The sequence below is a fragment of the Paracoccus sulfuroxidans genome (assembly GCF_007830335.1).
Lineage (GTDB): Bacteria > Pseudomonadota > Alphaproteobacteria > Rhodobacterales > Rhodobacteraceae > Paracoccus > Paracoccus sulfuroxidans.
The window spans coordinates 329,012-343,599 of the sequence record NZ_VLKU01000002.1 but is presented as its reverse complement, the minus strand read 5'-3'; the positions used below and the strand labels follow the sequence as shown (position 1 = coordinate 343,599).

General features: G+C 64.5%; 17 protein-coding genes. 9 read left to right on the top strand and 8 right to left on the bottom strand.

Annotated elements, in window-relative coordinates; genetic code table 11:
• Positions 1-129: 129 nt before the first annotated feature.
• On the bottom strand, positions 130-1,728 hold the full coding sequence (locus IQ24_RS04195; protein ID WP_145396521.1) for a phosphoenolpyruvate carboxykinase: 1,599 nt from the start codon (positions 1,726-1,728) through the stop codon (positions 130-132).
• A 217-nt stretch (positions 1,729-1,945) separates the two neighbouring features.
• On the opposite strand from IQ24_RS04195, the gene IQ24_RS04190 reads away from it, so the two are divergent.
• The 6 genes from IQ24_RS04190 (at position 1,946) to IQ24_RS04165 (ending at position 5,179) form a co-directional block, all read left to right on the top strand.
• Complete coding sequence (locus IQ24_RS04190) at positions 1,946-2,371, top strand: HPr kinase/phosphorylase (RefSeq protein WP_145396520.1); 426 nt, start codon at positions 1,946-1,948, stop codon at positions 2,369-2,371.
• A gap of 14 nt (positions 2,372-2,385) precedes the next feature.
• Positions 2,386-3,318, top strand: coding sequence for an RNase adapter RapZ (gene rapZ, locus IQ24_RS04185; RefSeq protein WP_145396518.1), 933 nt, complete (start codon positions 2,386-2,388; stop codon positions 3,316-3,318).
• A gap of 26 nt (positions 3,319-3,344) precedes the next feature.
• Entirely contained in the window at positions 3,345-3,770 is a 426-nt protein-coding gene (locus tag IQ24_RS04180; RefSeq protein ID WP_145396681.1) for a PTS sugar transporter subunit IIA, read from the top strand.
• A complete protein-coding gene (locus IQ24_RS04175; RefSeq protein WP_145396516.1) occupies positions 3,767-4,060 on the top strand; it encodes an HPr family phosphocarrier protein in 294 nt (97 codons plus the stop codon). The genes IQ24_RS04180 and IQ24_RS04175 overlap by 4 nt, the downstream gene beginning before the upstream one ends.
• A 9-nt stretch (positions 4,061-4,069) precedes the next feature.
• On the top strand, positions 4,070-4,681 hold the full coding sequence (locus IQ24_RS04170) for a TetR/AcrR family transcriptional regulator (protein ID WP_145396514.1): 612 nt from the start codon (positions 4,070-4,072) through the stop codon (positions 4,679-4,681).
• 87 nt (positions 4,682-4,768) lie between these two features.
• On the top strand, positions 4,769-5,179 hold the full coding sequence (locus IQ24_RS04165; RefSeq protein ID WP_145396512.1) for a DUF2852 domain-containing protein: 411 nt from the start codon (positions 4,769-4,771) through the stop codon (positions 5,177-5,179).
• A gap of 63 nt (positions 5,180-5,242) precedes the next feature.
• Here the strand turns inward: IQ24_RS04165 and IQ24_RS04160 are convergent, their stop codons facing one another.
• From IQ24_RS04160 to dapE, 4 genes are read right to left on the bottom strand one after another with little or no spacing between them, the layout of a single operon-like run.
• Complete coding sequence (locus tag IQ24_RS04160; RefSeq protein ID WP_145396510.1) at positions 5,243-6,613, bottom strand: glutamate--cysteine ligase; 1,371 nt, start codon at positions 6,611-6,613, stop codon at positions 5,243-5,245.
• 49 nt (positions 6,614-6,662) lie between these two features.
• Positions 6,663-7,181, bottom strand: coding sequence for a hypothetical protein (locus tag IQ24_RS04155; protein WP_242007903.1), 519 nt, complete (start codon positions 7,179-7,181; stop codon positions 6,663-6,665).
• Positions 7,178-7,594: a GNAT family N-acetyltransferase gene (locus IQ24_RS04150; protein ID WP_145396508.1), complete on the bottom strand. Its 417-nt coding sequence runs from the start codon at positions 7,592-7,594 to the stop codon at positions 7,178-7,180. The genes IQ24_RS04155 and IQ24_RS04150 overlap by 4 nt, the downstream gene beginning before the upstream one ends.
• Positions 7,591-8,733: a succinyl-diaminopimelate desuccinylase gene (gene dapE / locus IQ24_RS04145; RefSeq protein ID WP_145396679.1), complete on the bottom strand. Its 1,143-nt coding sequence runs from the start codon at positions 8,731-8,733 to the stop codon at positions 7,591-7,593. The genes IQ24_RS04150 and dapE overlap by 4 nt, the downstream gene beginning before the upstream one ends.
• Positions 8,734-8,918: 185 nt before the next feature.
• Here dapE and IQ24_RS04140 point away from each other — a divergent pair, with 185 nt between their 5' ends.
• The 3 genes from IQ24_RS04140 to IQ24_RS04130 all read left to right on the top strand — a co-directional run bounded on the left by IQ24_RS04140 (position 8,919) and on the right by IQ24_RS04130 (position 11,563).
• Positions 8,919-10,574: an acyl-CoA dehydrogenase family protein gene (locus IQ24_RS04140; protein ID WP_145396507.1), complete on the top strand. Its 1,656-nt coding sequence runs from the start codon at positions 8,919-8,921 to the stop codon at positions 10,572-10,574.
• 80 nt (positions 10,575-10,654) lie between these two features.
• Complete coding sequence (locus IQ24_RS04135) at positions 10,655-11,071, top strand: META domain-containing protein (RefSeq protein WP_145396505.1); 417 nt, start codon at positions 10,655-10,657, stop codon at positions 11,069-11,071.
• 93 nt (positions 11,072-11,164) lie between these two features.
• Positions 11,165-11,563 carry an META domain-containing protein gene (locus IQ24_RS04130; protein ID WP_145396503.1) on the top strand — a complete coding sequence of 133 codons (399 nt, stop codon included), beginning with the start codon at positions 11,165-11,167 and terminating at the stop codon, positions 11,561-11,563.
• Here the strand turns inward: IQ24_RS04130 and recO are convergent.
• The 3 genes from recO to dnaN form a co-directional block, all read right to left on the bottom strand.
• Entirely contained in the window at positions 11,541-12,260 is a 720-nt protein-coding gene (gene recO, locus IQ24_RS04125; protein WP_145396501.1) for a DNA repair protein RecO, read from the bottom strand. The two genes, IQ24_RS04130 and recO, sit on opposite strands and share 23 nt — an antisense overlap.
• A 96-nt stretch (positions 12,261-12,356) precedes the next feature.
• Positions 12,357-13,433: a DNA replication/repair protein RecF gene (recF, locus tag IQ24_RS04120; RefSeq protein ID WP_145396499.1), complete on the bottom strand. Its 1,077-nt coding sequence runs from the start codon at positions 13,431-13,433 to the stop codon at positions 12,357-12,359.
• On the bottom strand, positions 13,430-14,548 hold the full coding sequence (gene dnaN, locus IQ24_RS04115) for a DNA polymerase III subunit beta (protein ID WP_145396496.1): 1,119 nt from the start codon (positions 14,546-14,548) through the stop codon (positions 13,430-13,432). Before dnaN ends, recF begins: the two co-directional genes overlap by 4 nt.
• Positions 14,549-14,588: the final 40 nt, after the last annotated feature.

The following is a 14,588-nucleotide window of genomic DNA, read 5'->3' as shown; positions in this document are numbered from 1 at the left end:
AATGGATCCCCAACCAATGGCGAATTTGCGGGCTCCGGACTGAACTGTGCGGTTTTTCGCCCATGGGCGCATGAAAAAGGGGCAGAGATTGCTCTCTGCCCCTTTTGGAAAGGTTCGGCGCTTTGCCGATCAGCCGATCGAGGCGGCGCGCACGTCGTCGTCGATCTTGTCGGCATATTGGGCGAAGTTGTCGCTGAACATGCCAACCAGCTTGCGGGCCTGCGCGTCATAGGCCTCGCCATCGGCCCAAGTCTGGCGCGGGTCCAGAAGCTGCGGGTCGACGCCCGGCACCGAGATGGGAACCTCGAAGCCGAAGTTCGGGTCCTTGCGGAACTCGACATCGTTCAGCGAGCCATCAAGGGCCGCCGCCAGCAGGGCGCGGGTCGCCGCGATGGGCATGCGCTTGCCGGTGCCGAAGGCGCCGCCGGTCCAGCCAGTGTTGACCAGCCAGCAATGTGCGCCCGATTCCGCGATGCGCGTTTGCAGCAGCTTGCCGTATTCCTCGGGGCGGCGCGGCATGAAGGGCGCGCCGAAACAGGTCGAGAAGGTGGGGGTGGGCTCAACCACGCCGACTTCCGTGCCCGGGGTCTTCGAAGTGAAGCCCGACAGGAAGTGGTACATCGCCTGCGCAGGCGTCAGGCGCGCGATGGGCGGCAGCACGCCGTAAGCGTCGCAGGTCAGCATGATGACGTTCTTCGGCTGACCACCAAGGCTGTCAGGCGAGGCGTTCGAGATCATGTCCAGCGGATAGGCGCAGCGCATGTTGTCGGTGATCGAGTTATCCTCGAAATCCAGCTCCAGCGTGTCGGGGTCATAGACCATGTTCTCGATCACGGTGCCGAAGGTATGCGTGGTCGCATAGATCTCGGGCTCGTGCACGGGCGACAGGTTGATGGTCTTGGCGTAGCAGCCGCCTTCGAAGTTGAAGATGCCGTTGTCGGACCAGCCATGCTCGTCATCGCCGATCAGCGTGCGCGAGGGATCGGCCGAGAGCGTGGTCTTGCCGGTGCCCGACAGACCGAAGAAGATCGCGACATCGTCCTTGTCGCCATGCGCGTGGTTGGCCGAGCAGTGCATCGGCATCACGCCTTTTTCCGGCAGCAGATAGTTCAGAAGGGTGAAGACGCCCTTCTTGTTCTCGCCCGAATACTGGGTGTTGCCGATCAGGATCAGCTTCTTGTCGAAGTTGATCGCGATGACGGTCTCGCTGCGGCAGCCGTGGCGTTCCGGATCGGCCTTGAAGCTGGGGCAGTTGATGATGGTGAACTGCGGCAGGAAGGTCGCCAGTTCGGCGGCTTCCGGGCGGCGCAGCAAGTGGCGGATGAACAGGTTGTGCCAGGCCAGTTCGCTGACGACCCGAACGTCAAGGCGCAGTGCAGGATCGGCGCCGGCGTAGAGGTCCTGAACGAAATATTCGCCGCCCTTCATGTGCTCCAGCATGTCGGCGTAGAGGACGTCGAACTTTGCGGGCTCCATCGGGCGGTTGTTTTCCCACCAGATCGAGTTCTCGACCGAGGGGGTACGGACGACGTGCTTGTCCTTGGGCGAACGGCCGGTATAGGCGCCGGTCGAGACCAGGAACGTGCCACCAAGGCCCAGCTTGCCTTCATTGCGTTCGATCGCAGCGTGGATCAGCGCCGGTTCCAGCAGGTTGTAATGGACCTGACCGAGCCCCGTGATCCCCTGGTCTTCGAGACGGCAGTTCGGATTGACGCGCGGTTGGGCCATAGTCTTTTTCTCCTGCATAAAAAGGACTACTACTCTCAGTCCATGGCGGGGATATAGCATGGGATTTCTGCGAAGAAAGACCGGCAGCGGTCAGGTTAGCGCAACCATAAGTGTTTAGCGCAATCATTCTGCGCCAAGCCCGGACGCAAGGCGAAAACTATCGCGGACGGGGTGGGCCTCAGGATTTTCGCCCAAAGGTTGCGGAGGTGATTCGAAGATGATCGTGCACGCGTCCTGCGTTGAGCTTCGGGGCAGGGGGCTGTTGATTCTGGGCCGCTCGGGCGCGGGGAAGTCGACGCTGGCGCTTGACATGATGGCGCTTGGCGCGGGGCTGGTCGCCGATGACCGGACGGTGCTGGTGCGCGAGGGGGACCGGATCATGGCCGATGCGCCCGCCACGATCCGGGGCCAGATCGAGGCGCGGGGCGTGGGCATTCTGGGCGCGGTGGCCTCGGGACCCGTCCCGCTGGCACTGGTCGTCGATCTGGACCGGTCCGAGCCCGAACGTCTGCCGCCGCACCATCTTCACCCGCTGCTGGGCCTTGAGCTGCCCCTTGTTCTTGGGGCCGAGAGAGCGCATTTATGCAGTGCATTGCTGCAATATCTGGCCGGTGGGCGCATTGACGACGCGCACAGGCCGTGACGGGACATTCAGACATGGACAACGCGATCAGCAGCTATGGCGCGCAAAGGGTTGTGCTGGTCACCGGGCCTTCGGGCGCCGGCCGGTCGACGGCGATCAACGTGCTGGAGGATCTGGGGTTCGAATCCATCGACAACCTGCCCATCAGCCTGATCCCGCGCCTTCTGGACGGTCCGGTGCGCCCGGTGCCGCTGGCGCTTGGCATCGACGTGCGCAACCGCGACTTCTCGGTCGCGAACCTGATCGAGCTGATCGACCGGCTGACGCGCACGCCCGATTACGCGCTGGAGGTGCTGTATCTGGACTGTTCGACCGAACAGCTGATGCTGCGCTACAATGAAACGCGCAGGCGCCACCCGCTGTCGGCCGAAGGCTCGCCCCAGGATGCGATCATGCTGGAGCATGACATGCTGCGGCCGATCCGCACCCGCGCCGATGTGCTGGTCGACACGACCGAGCTGTCGCCGCACGACCTCAAGGCGGAACTGGCGCTGTGGTTCGATGCGCGGCAGGGGCGGGTGCTGACGGTCTCGGTCCAGTCCTTCTCGTACAAGCGAGGGGTGCCGCGTGGCGTGGACATGATGTTCGACTGTCGCTTCCTTGCGAATCCCCATTGGAAGCCCGAATTGCGCCCGCTTGATGGCAGAAATGCTGCAGTGCAGGAATATGTGATGGCGGACCCCCGGTTCGAGGAATTCTTCACGAAAGTGCGCGATTTGATACTTTTCACGCTTCCTGCACATGTACAGGAGGGGAAAGCGCATGTTGCGATCGGATTCGGCTGTACCGGAGGGCAACATCGTTCCGTCACAACTGCTGAAAAAATGGCCGATGCGCTTGCTAATGAGGGGTGGCAGGTGTCAATTAGGCATAGGGAACTTGAACGCCGAGAGAAGGCGCCGGCACCGGTGGACGAAAAGAACCGTACCGCAGACGCGCAGGCTTGATCGGCTATCGATGTGTGGTGGGTCGATTGATCGGAATTGTCATTGTGGCTCATGGTGGATTGGCGCGGGAATATCTCGCCGCCGTCGAACATGTAGTGGGACCGCAACGCGGCATTCGTGCCGTAACCATTGAAGAAGACCATGACCGAAGCCAGAAGCAGGCGGAAATCTGTGCCGCCGCTGACTCGGTCGATACCGGCGACGGGGTCGTCGTGGTGACGGATCTGTTCGGCGGGTCGCCCTCGAACCTGTCGCTGATGGCCTGTGCCGCGCGCAACAGGTCGATCCTTTATGGCGCCAACCTGCCCATGCTGGTCAAACTGGCGAAATCCCGCAAACTTCCGGTGCGCGATGCCGTGGCGCTGGCCAAGGACGCCGGGCGCAAGTACATCAATAGTTACGATGTCGATCCCGCCGAAGTCCTGTCCATTCCCAATCGCGCTGTCTCATGAACGAAGCCCTGATCCACGGCCCCATCACCCGCGACCTTGCCATCATCAATGAAAAAGGCCTGCACGCCCGTGCCAGCGCCAAATTCGTTGAAACGGTCGAGCGTTTCGATGCCAAGGCCACGGTCGAAAAGGACGGGATCAGCGTCTCGGGCGATTCCATCATGGGCTTGCTGATGCTGGCCGCGCCGCGCGGCACCAGCATTCGCGTGACCACCACCGGGGCGCAGGCGAAAGAGCTGGCCGATGCCCTGACCGAGCTTGTCGGAGATTATTTCGGCGAAGGCATGTAAGGCCACGACGTGGCCCGCAGTTCTTATCACCATGGCAATCTGCGCCAGGCTCTGGTCGACGCGACGACGCGGCTGATCGAAGAGCAGGGCCCTCAGGCCTTCACCCTGGCCGAGGCCGCGCGGCTGGCGGGCGTCAGCGCCGCCGCCCCCTATCGCCATTTCACCGGCAAGGATGATCTGCTGGAAGAGGTCGCCCGGCAGGGTTACGTCGAATTCTCGGAACGGCTGGAGGCGGCCTTCGGCGAAGGCCAGCCCTCGGCCCTTTCGGCCTTCCTGCGCATGGGGCAGGCCTATCTGACCTTCGCCGCCGAACGGCGCGGGCTTTATATCGCGATGTTTGAATCCGGCATCTCGATTGCAGGAAACCCGGCGCTGGCGCAGGCCAGCGACCGAGCGCAAAGCGTCCTGCTGCGCGGGGCTGAGGCGCTGTTCAAGCGCCTGCCCGCCGACCGCCGCCCGCCTGCGGGCATGGTCGCCAATCACATCTGGGCCATGAGCCATGGCGTGGTCGAGCTGTTTGGGCGTGGCAAACCCGGCGGACGTTCGCCGATTTCGCCCTCGGATATGCTGGAAAGCGGCGTGCTGATCTATCTGCGCGGGCTGGGCGTCATCCCCGAGTGATTTTTTTGCAGGCGGGGGATTGAACGGAGGGGGTGCTTTCTCCACATATGTAAATGTGATTAACATTCACATTGGAAAGGGACCGAGATGAATACATCACTGGCTCCGCGTCAGTCGCTCATGGACCGTGTCAGCTCTGCGTTGGCAGGCGTGCGCGATTGGCTGGACGAGCGCGGGAAACCGGCCTGGATCATTGCGATGATCCTTGGCTTCGTCTTTGCCTGGCCCGTGGGACTGGCGATCCTTGGTTACATGATCTGGAGCAAACGCATGTTTTCCTGCCGTCATCGCAACAGTGAATTCCGCAGCCGTCAGAACTTCTCGGGCAGCACCGGGAACAGCGCCTTCGACGCCTATCGTGACGAGACGCTGAAGCGGCTGGAGGACGAGCATACCGAATTCCTAGCCTTCCTGCGCAAGCTGCGCGAGGCCAAGGACAAGGCCGAGTTCGATGATTTCATGAACAGCCGCCGCGCGCCTACGACGGACATCGTCTGACCGTCCGCAGGCTCAGGCCGCAAGATGCGAAAAGGGCCGGGTGATCCCCGGCCCTTTGGCATTTCAATAGCTGTATTCGGCGTAGATCTTGCTGAGATCGCCATGCCATTCGCCGTGATACTTCGCCAGAAGCTCATCGGCGGGGACACGGCCGGTGGCGACGCTTTCCTTCAGCGCGTTCAGGAAATGCGTCTCATCCGGGACCAGACCGCCTGCGCCGGGCTTGGCACGGGCTTTCAGCCCGGCCTCGGCAATCTCCAGAACCTCGCGGGCGATGTCATGCAGCTTCAGCCCGTCGAATTCGCCCTGCAGCGCGTCCTTGCCCGCGGCGCGGCGCAGCCCTTCGCGCTGCTCGGCCGTCCAGCCCTTGATCAGATCGGTGGCCGCATCCAGCGCGCCCTGATCATAGATCAGCCCGACCCAAAGCGCGGGCAGGGCGCAAAGCCGCCGCCAGGGGCCGCCATCGGCGCCGCGCATCTCGATGAATTTCTTGACCCGCGCTTCGGGGAAGACGGTGGTCATGTGGTCGGCCCAATCCGACAGGGTCGGCACTTCGCCCGGCAGCGCGGGCAGCTTGCCCTTCAGGAAGTCGCGGAAGCTCTGGCCAAGCGCGTTGATGTATTTGCCGTCGCGATAGACGAAATACATCGGCACATCGAGGACATAGTTGACCCAGGCCTCATAGCCGAACCCGTCCTGGAAGACGAAGGGCAGCATGCCGGTGCGGGCCTCATCGAGGTTCTGCCAGATATGCGCCCGCCAGCTTTTCATGCCATTGGGCTTGCCGTCGAGGAAGGGCGAGTTCGCAAACAGCGCCGTCGCCACCGGCTGCAGCGCCAGCGCCACGCGCATCTTCTGGACCATGTCGGCCTCGGACGCGAAGTCGAGGTTCACCTGCACGGTGCAGGTGCGGTACATCATCTGCTTGCCCAGCGTGCCGACGCTGTCCATGTAATCGGTCATCAGCCGATAGCGGCCCTTGGGCATCATCGGCATTTCGTCCTGATGCCAGATCGGCGCGGCACCCAGACCGATGAAGCCTGCGCCCATGTCATCGGCCACGGATTTCACCTCGGCCAGATGGGCGTTCACCTCATCGCAGGTCTGGTGGATGGTTTCGACCGGCGCGCCCGAGAGTTCCAGCTGGCCGCCGGGCTCAAGGCTGACGTTCGCGCCGTCCTTCTGCAGGCCGATGATATTCTCGCCCTCAAGAACCGGGTCCCAGCCGAAGCGCTGGCCGATGCCTTCCAGCATGGCCTTGATCGAGGTCGGTCCCTCATAGGGCAGGGGCTTCAGGTCATCCTTGCGATAGCCGAACTTCTCGTGCTCGGTGCCGATGCGCCAATCCTCGCGGGGTTTTTCCCCCGACGAGATATATTCGGCAAGCTGGTCGCTGTGTTCGATCGGGCCGCCGCCCTGCTGGGGAATGGACATCGGAGGCCTTTCTTTCGCCGTGAAGGTCACAGGTGGCAATACCAGAGGATCAAGTCAAGCGGGTCTGCCCGCCTCTCGTCCAAACAGTCTGCAAATTGGGGGAATCCTGCGCGAGCGCACGCGAGACCCGGCCCATATCGAGGCCCGGAAGGGTCGCGAAGGCATCGGCCAGCCGATGCGCCCCGGCGGCATCAACCGGGATCAGCAGCGCCTCGCCCGCCATGCTTTTCAGCCGCCAGTGCAGATGGCCGTTGAGCCGCATCAGGCGGATCTCGTTCAGGTCGCGCAGGGCGATCTCACCGCCCAGAAACCGGTGCGGGGACAGATAGCGGATCGCGCCCTCGTCCAGCTCGACCACGCCGATGCCGGTCTGGTCCTGCAGGAAGCGCCTGCGGCGGCGCGCGTCATTGGCCCAGACGGCGGCGACAGCGACGATCAGCACGCCCAGAGGCCAGAACAGCCAGCCGCCCAGCGAGAACACCCAAAGCCCGAAGGCCAGCACGGCCAGCGCCGACGCAAGCTCGGTCCAGGGACGGAAGCGCTGGACAAGCTCGGGCCGGATGATCACAGCACGCGCGCCATGTCGCGATGCGGAATCCCGGCGTCGTCATATTCGGGGCCATAAGCCTGAAACCCCAGCTTTTCATAGAAGGCGATGGCATGGGTCTGCGCGCCCAGTTGCGCCCGGGTGATACCGGGCTGCTGGCGCAATTCTTCCAACGCCGCACGGATCAGGGCGGCCCCGAGGCCGGTGCCACGGGCCGCGCGCAGCACCGCCACCCGACCAATCTTGCCGATGTCGTTCTTCAGCAGGATGCGGGCCGTGCCGACCGGCTGGCCATCTGCGTCACGGGCCAGAAGATGCAGCGCGCCGCCATCCAGCCCGTCCAGTTCCTCGGCCTCGGAAACCGATTGCTCGATGATGAAAACCTCGCGCCGGATCTTATGGCAGGCCGCAAGGTCATTGGTCCGTTCGATCATTCGAAATAGCGCTCCAGAATACGGGCATAGATGCGGCTGAGTGCGCGCACCTGATCGGCCGGGACACGCTCATCCACCTGATGCATGAAATGACCGACCAGACCGAATTCAAGGACCGGGCAATGGTCTTTCACGAAGCGCGCATCCGAGGTCCCGCCCGAGGTCGACAGAACCGGGTCGAGGCCCGTCTGTTCCGTGACCACGCCGCGCACCAGATCGACGAAGGGGCCGGGGCGCGTCAGGAAGCTTTCGCCCGAGACATCGGTGCGGATCTGGAACTCGACGCCGGTCTCAACGCTGATCGTCTGCGCCTTGTCGCGGATCATCGCGTCCAGCGCGACCGAGGTATGCGCGTCATTGAACCGGATGTTGACGGTCGCGCTGGCCTTTTCGGGGATCACGTTCGAGGCCGGGTTGCCGCAATCGATCGTCGTGATCTGCAGGCCCGAGGGGTCGAAATGCTCGGTCCCGGTGTCGAGGGGTTGGGTTGTCAGGTCATTCAGCAGCCGCACCAGCGCATGCAGCGGGTTCCTGGCGCGGTGCGGGTAGGCGGCATGGCCCTGCACGCCCTTGGTGGTGATCTGCAGCGTCATCGAGCCGCGACGGCCGATCTTGATCATCTCTCCCAACCTGTCGGGGTTCGAGGGCTCGCCCACCAGACAAACCGACATCTGCTCGCCCTGCGTGGCCATCCAGTCCAGAAGCGCGCGGGTGCCATCGCGCGACGGGCCTTCCTCATCCCCGGTGATGGTCAGGATGATCGCGCCCTCGGGCGGCGTGCGGGTGACGAAATCGACCGCCGCCGCGACAAAGGCCGCGACGCCCGATTTCATGTCGGTCGCGCCCCGGCCCCAGATCATCCCGTCGATCTCGGCCCCGGAAAACGGCGGATGCGTCCAGCTGGCGGCATCGCCCGGCGGGACGACATCGGTATGGCCGTTGAAGCCGAAGCTGCGGGCCGCGCCCTTCGCGCCCCAGCGGGCAAAGAGGTTCGGCGTGCCGTTGCGGTCGACGCGGTGGCATTCGAAGCCCGCGTTCTGCAAAAGCTCCTGCAGCAGCTGAAGCGCGCCACCTTCTTCAGGGGTGACCGAGGGGCAGCGAATCAGGCGGGCGGTCAAGTCGGCAGGGTCGATGGTCATGATGGTCACGGGGCCTCGCAGGAATTTGGGTGATGGTTACACATCGCAGCTGCCCTTCGCCAGCCGTGGGCAGAGGTCCGGAAGGCTTCGACATATTCGTACGAAAAGTCGTAGAAATGCGCATGATAGTTGCGCTGCCATATCCGAGTGGCTATTCATGCTGCAACGCCGCAAAGGAACTCCGCATGAAGGACATGAACGTAATGCCCGCTGATACGCCCGCCGCCCTGCTTGCCTCGGCCCGCGCTGCCTTGCCGGAAATCGAGGCCCTGCAAGAGCAAGCGACTGAAGTTCTGCGCAAAACCGTCGCCCCGCAGGGCAAGGTCGATGCCGAGCTGCTGGAGGTGCATCAGCATGCTGCACATGCGCTGTCTTGGCTGGCCACTTACGTCGAATCGCTACGCCAGCTGACCGCCTGGGCCGGGCGTCTGTCGGATGCGGGCCAGCTGGGCCGGATCGAGGCGCTGATCCTGCAGATCGGCCTTGGCGAATATCTGACGCAGATCGCCGGCGGCATCCCGATGAGCCAGACCGAGTTTGCCCGCCTGTCGGATTTCGGCATCGGCTGGCAGCCGGGGGATGAGGCCGTTTCGCTGATGGGGGGCAACACCATCGCGGCGCGGGCCGAGCTGGTCGCATTGATGCGCGACAACCACGGGCGCGCGACCTTCGGGGCAACCGGGCTCGACGAGGATCTGGAGATGATCCGCGACCAGTTCCGCCGCTATGCCGACGAGCGGGTGATCCCGAACGCGCATGAATGGCACCTGAAGGACGAGCTGATCCCGATGGAGATCATTCAGGAGCTGGCCGAGCTGGGCGTCTTCGGCCTGACCATCCCAGAGGAATTCGGCGGGCTGGGTCTGACCAAGGCCAGCATGGTCGTCGTGTCCGAGGAACTGTCGCGCGGCTATATCGGCGTGGGCTCGCTGGGCACGCGCTCGGAAATCGCGGCCGAGCTGATCATCGGCGGCGGCACGGATGAGCAGAAGGCGCAATGGCTGCCGAAGCTTGCCTCGGGTGAGATCCTGCCGACGGCGGTCTTTACCGAACCCAACACCGGCTCGGATCTGGGCAGCCTGCGCACCCGCGCGGTCAAGGTGGGCGACGATTGGGAAGTGACGGGCAACAAGACCTGGATCACCCATGCCGCGCGCACGCATATCATGACCCTGCTGGCGCGGACCGACCCGAACACGACCGATTATCGCGGTCTTTCCATGTTCATCGCCGACAAGACGCCCGGCACCGATGAAGAGCCCTTCCCGACCCCCGGCATGACCGGCGGCGAGATCGAGGTTCTGGGCTATCGCGGCATGAAGGAATACGAGCTTGGCTTTGACGGCTTCAAGGTCAAGGGCGAGAACCTTCTGGGCGGTGAGCCGGGGCAGGGCTTCAAGCAGCTGATGCAGACCTTCGAATCGGCCCGTATCCAGACCGCGGCCCGCGCCATTGGCGTCGCGCAGTCGGCGCTGGAGATCGGGCTGCGCTATGCCGAGGATCGCAAGCAGTTCGGCAAGTCTCTGGCCGAATTCCCGCGCGTTGCCGACAAGCTGGCGATGATGGCCGTCGAGATCATGATCGCCCGCCAGCTGACCTATTTCAGCGCCTGGGAAAAGGATGAGGGGCGCCGTTGCGACCTGGAAGCCGGGATGGCGAAGCTTCTGGGCGCGCGCGTGGCCTGGTCCTCGGCCGACAATGCGCTGCAGATTCATGGCGGCAATGGATTCGCGCTGGAGTACACGATCAGCCGTGTTCTGTGCGATGCGCGCATTTTGAACATCTTTGAGGGTGCAGCAGAGATACAGGCGCAAGTTATTTCGCGCAGGTTGCTGGGCTGACACCATAAAATCGCCCTGAGCGCTGGAACAAGGCGGGTTGGCTTGGCATTATGCACGCAATTCTATCTATGGAGCTGCCCATGACCCGCCTTCTGACGATTCCCGCCGCGCTGGCCGCGACGCTTGTGCTTGCGGCCTGCGAGCCGACTGCGCCTGCCGAGCCCGGCAGCGTGATCCCGACTGGTCCCTATGTGCTGGTCGGCATCGGCCAGGACACCGTGCCGCAGCGCAACGTCGGCATCCAGATCGACGGCCTGAAGCTGTCGGGTCAAGGTCCGTGCAACAGCTATGCCGCGAACCAGACCGGCACCCCTCCGGGCTTCAAGGTCGAGGGTCTGACGACCTCGGGCCAGTCCTGCAGCGGGACCGCTGGCGCGCTTGAGTCGCGTTACTTCCAGCGTCTGCAGGAAGCCGATGGCATCAAATATCTGGGCAGCGTGCTGACCATCACCGGCCCCGTCGATTACCTGACCTTCGAGCCGGGCTATCGCAAATAAGCCCTGCGCGATGACCCAAGCGTGATTGCGACTTCAGGAACGCCGCCCCTCGGGGCGGCGTTTTTCATGGCATTCAGATGGAGAGCCCTGGCGATGAAACAGCTGCTGATCGCGGCAAGTCTGGTGGCGCTGAGCGCCTGCAGCGTGCTGTCTGAGAATTCGAACGCGATCCCCGGTTCCTACCGGTTGGTGGACATCGACGGCGAGACACTGACCGGGACGGCCACCGCCAGGATCGAGATCAATGGCGCGATCAGCGGGCAGGGGCCTTGCAATATGTTCTCGGGCGCGAACCGCGCGGCGCTGCCCACGCTTGACTATGCCGCGTTGGCGACGACGCGACGGGCCTGCATCATCGAGGGCGGCGAGGGGCGGTTCCTGACGGCTCTGGCTGCGGTGCGTGAGGCCAGCACCACGGGCGACCGGCTGGTGATGCGTGGGCCGGGCGTGACCATGACCTGGCAGCGGGTCAGCGATCTTCCCGCGCAATAAGCCGCGCGACCAGCCGCGCCCTTGCGGCGGGAAGCGGTCGGGCGGCATGCGATTCGGCCAGGCGCTGCTGCAGGAAATGGCCGGTGAGGGCGAAGGCGTCCTCATAGCCGCCATTTCCAACTCCGCCCAGCAGGGCGGGCAAGGGCAAGAGGCGAGGGGCCCAATCTCCGGCCGCTGCCGCGCTGACCGCGCGACCGCTGCGCGGGCTGACATAGGCGAGACCCGCGCGCGTGCCGGTCACCGCGCAGGTTTTCAGGTCGAGGCCGAAGCCCATTTCATCGAGAAGCAGCATCTCCCACGCGAGATAGTCCTGTGCCCAGCCGGGGCCTTCGTCCATGAGGTCGAGAAGCCGCTCGGTCTGGTCGGTCAGGCGCGGGTGCGGGTCGTGTTCGGGCAAGGCAAAGCGCAGAAGAGTGGTGACAGCATTCACGCCCGCCAGCGCATCGCCATCGCCCAGAAGGCCCGGGCGAGCGCGGGCAGGCTCGATGGTGAAGGTGCCGAGCTGGCCCTCGATCCGGGACCGCCAGCGTAGCGCCAGCCGGTTGCCGGGTTGCAGGAGTGCCGCGCGTTTCGAACTGGCCCCGCCCGGGACCATGCCCGAGATCAGCCCGGCGTCCCGCGCAAGCACGGTGAGGATCACGGCATTCTCGCCATGTTTGCGTTGGCCGATGACGCTGGCTTCGCCGCTCCATTCCATGGGTGAGGGCCCTTTCCTTGCGGTCACCCTGCCGTGAAACCGGGGGCGGGGACAAGATGCGGGGTGGGGGCTGGCGTCGCCGGGTTTTGGGTATTTTTACAACAGAGAAGCGGTGGAGGTCGTGCCTTCGCGGCTGACGGCGAGCCTTTGGGCCGAGGGGCCGAGGTCTTCGAAGAGGTCAGAGCCGGTTCCGGTCAGGAAGGATTGCGCCGGAAGGGCGGTGATTTCGGCATAAAGGGCGGCGCGGCGGTCGGCGTCGAGATGGGCCGCGACCTCATCGAGAAGCAGAATCGTGCGTTCGCCCGTCAGCGCGCGGGCATTGGCGAGGATGAGCGAGAGGAGGAGCGCCTTCTGCTCTCCGGTCGAGGAGAGGGCGGCGGGCATGTCGGCGGGGCCCCAGCTGGCGCCAAGGTCGGCGCGATGCGGGCCGGTGAGGCTGCGTCCGGCGGCCATGTCGCGGCTGCGGCCCTGAGCGAGACGGTCGGCGATGGCTTGCGCGTCCGGGTCATCGGCGAAGCCTTCGCCCGGCAGAAGTTGAAGCCGGGCGGCGGGGAAGCTGGTCGCCGCGCCCTCTTGGGCATCAATGAGGCGGGCGAGGGCGTCGAGACGGTTGCGGGTCAGGGCCGCACCTGCCGTCGCCATCTGCGTCTCGAGCGCCTGATACCAGCCCCGGTCGCTGATCTGATCCTTGAGGAGGCGGTTGCGTTCGCGCATGGCCTTTTCATAGGCCAGCGCGTCCTCGGCATGTCCCGGCGCAAAGCTGAGCGTGATGCGGTCGAGAAAGCGGCGGCGAGTTTCCGGCGTATCGGTCCAGAGGCGGTCCATCGCCGGGGTCAGCCAGATCACCCGGACCAGACGGCCAAGTGCGATCTGCGGTGCGGGTTTGTCGTCAATCGTGACTTCGCGCGGTTGGCCCGGCTGGGCACGGATCTCCAGCGGGTGGTCGCCGATGGTTGCGGCGATCCGCCAGCCTACATCCGGGCCCCGCCGCGCCTGATCGCCGGGCGCCGCGCCACGCATGCCGCGACCGGGGGCAAGCATCGAGATCGCTTCGAGAATATTGGTCTTGCCCGCGCCATTCGGGCCGTAGATCGCCAGCGGGCGCGTGTCGGGGTCCAGTTCCAGCCTGGCCCAGCTGCGAAACTGGGTCAGGTGCAGGTGGGAAAGCGTCACACGCGCATCGGCATGACGACATAGACGGCGGAATTGTCGCCGCCTTCGCGAATCAGCGCCGCGTCGCCCGAGCCGTTGAAGAGGAAAACGGCATTCTCGCGGTCGATCTGACCGGCAATTTCGTGCAGATATTTGGCGTTGAAGCCGATTTCCAGCGGCTCATCGGCATAGGCGACCGAGAGCTCTTCCTCGGCGGCACCGGCATCGGGGGCGTTGACCGAAAGGACCAGCCGGTCCTCATCCAGCGCCAGCTTGACCGCGCGCGAGCGTTCGCTGCTGACAGTCGCAACCCGGTCGACGGCCTTGGCGAAATCGCCCGCGTCCACCTCGAGCTTGCGGGTGTTGCCCGAGGGAATCACCCGGCTGTAATCGGGGAAGGTGCCGTCGATGACCTTCGAAGTCAGGGTCAGCGTGGGGGTGGCAAAGCGCACCTTGGTCTCGCTGACCGAAACGGCGATCTGCGCCTCATCATCGTCGAGCAGCTTGCGCAGCTCGGTCACGGTCTTGCGCGGCACGATGACGCCGGGCATGTCGGCCGCGCCTTCGGGCAGGGCGGCGTCGATGCGGGCCAGACGATGACCGTCGGTCGCCACGCAACGCAGCGTCGGGCCATCCTCATTCGACGTCACATGCATATAGACGCCGTTCAGGTAATAGCGGGTTTCCTCGTTCGAGATGGCGAATTTTGCCTTGTCGAACAGCCGGCGCAGTACGGTCGCAGGCGCCGAGAAATTCGCCGTATATTCGCTGGTCGACATGACCGGGAAGTCCTCGCGCGGCAGCGTCGCAAGGCTGAAGTTCGACCGCCCGGCCTGAACCGACAGGCGGCCCGAGGCGGCGTCGAGGCTGATCTGCACCAGCGCACCATCGGGCAGTTTGCGCGAGATGTCGTTGAGCATGCTGGCCGAGACGGTGGTCGCGCCGGGGCGTTCGACCTGGGCATGGGCGCGGTCGACGATCTCGGTGTCGAGGTCGGTCGCGCGGAAGCTGATGCCCTCGGGCGTGGCTTCGATCAGCACGTTGGACAGAATCGGAATCGTGTTGCGCCGCTCAACGACGGACTGTGCCTGGGAAACGGCTTTTACCAGATCGGCACGCTCGATCGAAAATTTCATGTTCGGTCCTCTGTACGTCTCGCGGGCCGGGGAAACGCGG

What these genes read in the sequence shown, in the direction of transcription:
- dnaN (WP_145396496.1), bottom strand. Translation starts at nt 14,548, where the DNA reads ATGAAATTTTCGATCGAGCGTGCCGATCTGGTAAAAGCCGTTTCCCAG.
- rapZ (WP_145396518.1), top strand. Translation starts at nt 2,386, where the DNA reads ATGGACAACGCGATCAGCAGCTATGGCGCGCAAAGGGTTGTGCTGGTC.
- IQ24_RS04195 (WP_145396521.1), bottom strand. Translation starts at nt 1,728, where the DNA reads ATGGCCCAACCGCGCGTCAATCCGAACTGCCGTCTCGAAGACCAGGGG.
- IQ24_RS04175 (WP_145396516.1), top strand. Translation starts at nt 3,767, where the DNA reads ATGAACGAAGCCCTGATCCACGGCCCCATCACCCGCGACCTTGCCATC.
- IQ24_RS04150 (WP_145396508.1), bottom strand. Translation starts at nt 7,594, where the DNA reads ATGATCGAACGGACCAATGACCTTGCGGCCTGCCATAAGATCCGGCGC.
- IQ24_RS04140 (WP_145396507.1), top strand. Translation starts at nt 8,919, where the DNA reads ATGAAGGACATGAACGTAATGCCCGCTGATACGCCCGCCGCCCTGCTT.
- IQ24_RS04190 (WP_145396520.1), top strand. Translation starts at nt 1,946, where the DNA reads ATGATCGTGCACGCGTCCTGCGTTGAGCTTCGGGGCAGGGGGCTGTTG.
- IQ24_RS04165 (WP_145396512.1), top strand. Translation starts at nt 4,769, where the DNA reads ATGAATACATCACTGGCTCCGCGTCAGTCGCTCATGGACCGTGTCAGC.
- recO (WP_145396501.1), bottom strand. Translation starts at nt 12,260, where the DNA reads ATGGAATGGAGCGGCGAAGCCAGCGTCATCGGCCAACGCAAACATGGC.
- IQ24_RS04135 (WP_145396505.1), top strand. Translation starts at nt 10,655, where the DNA reads ATGACCCGCCTTCTGACGATTCCCGCCGCGCTGGCCGCGACGCTTGTG.
- IQ24_RS04130 (WP_145396503.1), top strand. Translation starts at nt 11,165, where the DNA reads ATGAAACAGCTGCTGATCGCGGCAAGTCTGGTGGCGCTGAGCGCCTGC.
- IQ24_RS04160 (WP_145396510.1), bottom strand. Translation starts at nt 6,613, where the DNA reads ATGTCCATTCCCCAGCAGGGCGGCGGCCCGATCGAACACAGCGACCAG.
- dapE (WP_145396679.1), bottom strand. Translation starts at nt 8,733, where the DNA reads ATGACCATCGACCCTGCCGACTTGACCGCCCGCCTGATTCGCTGCCCC.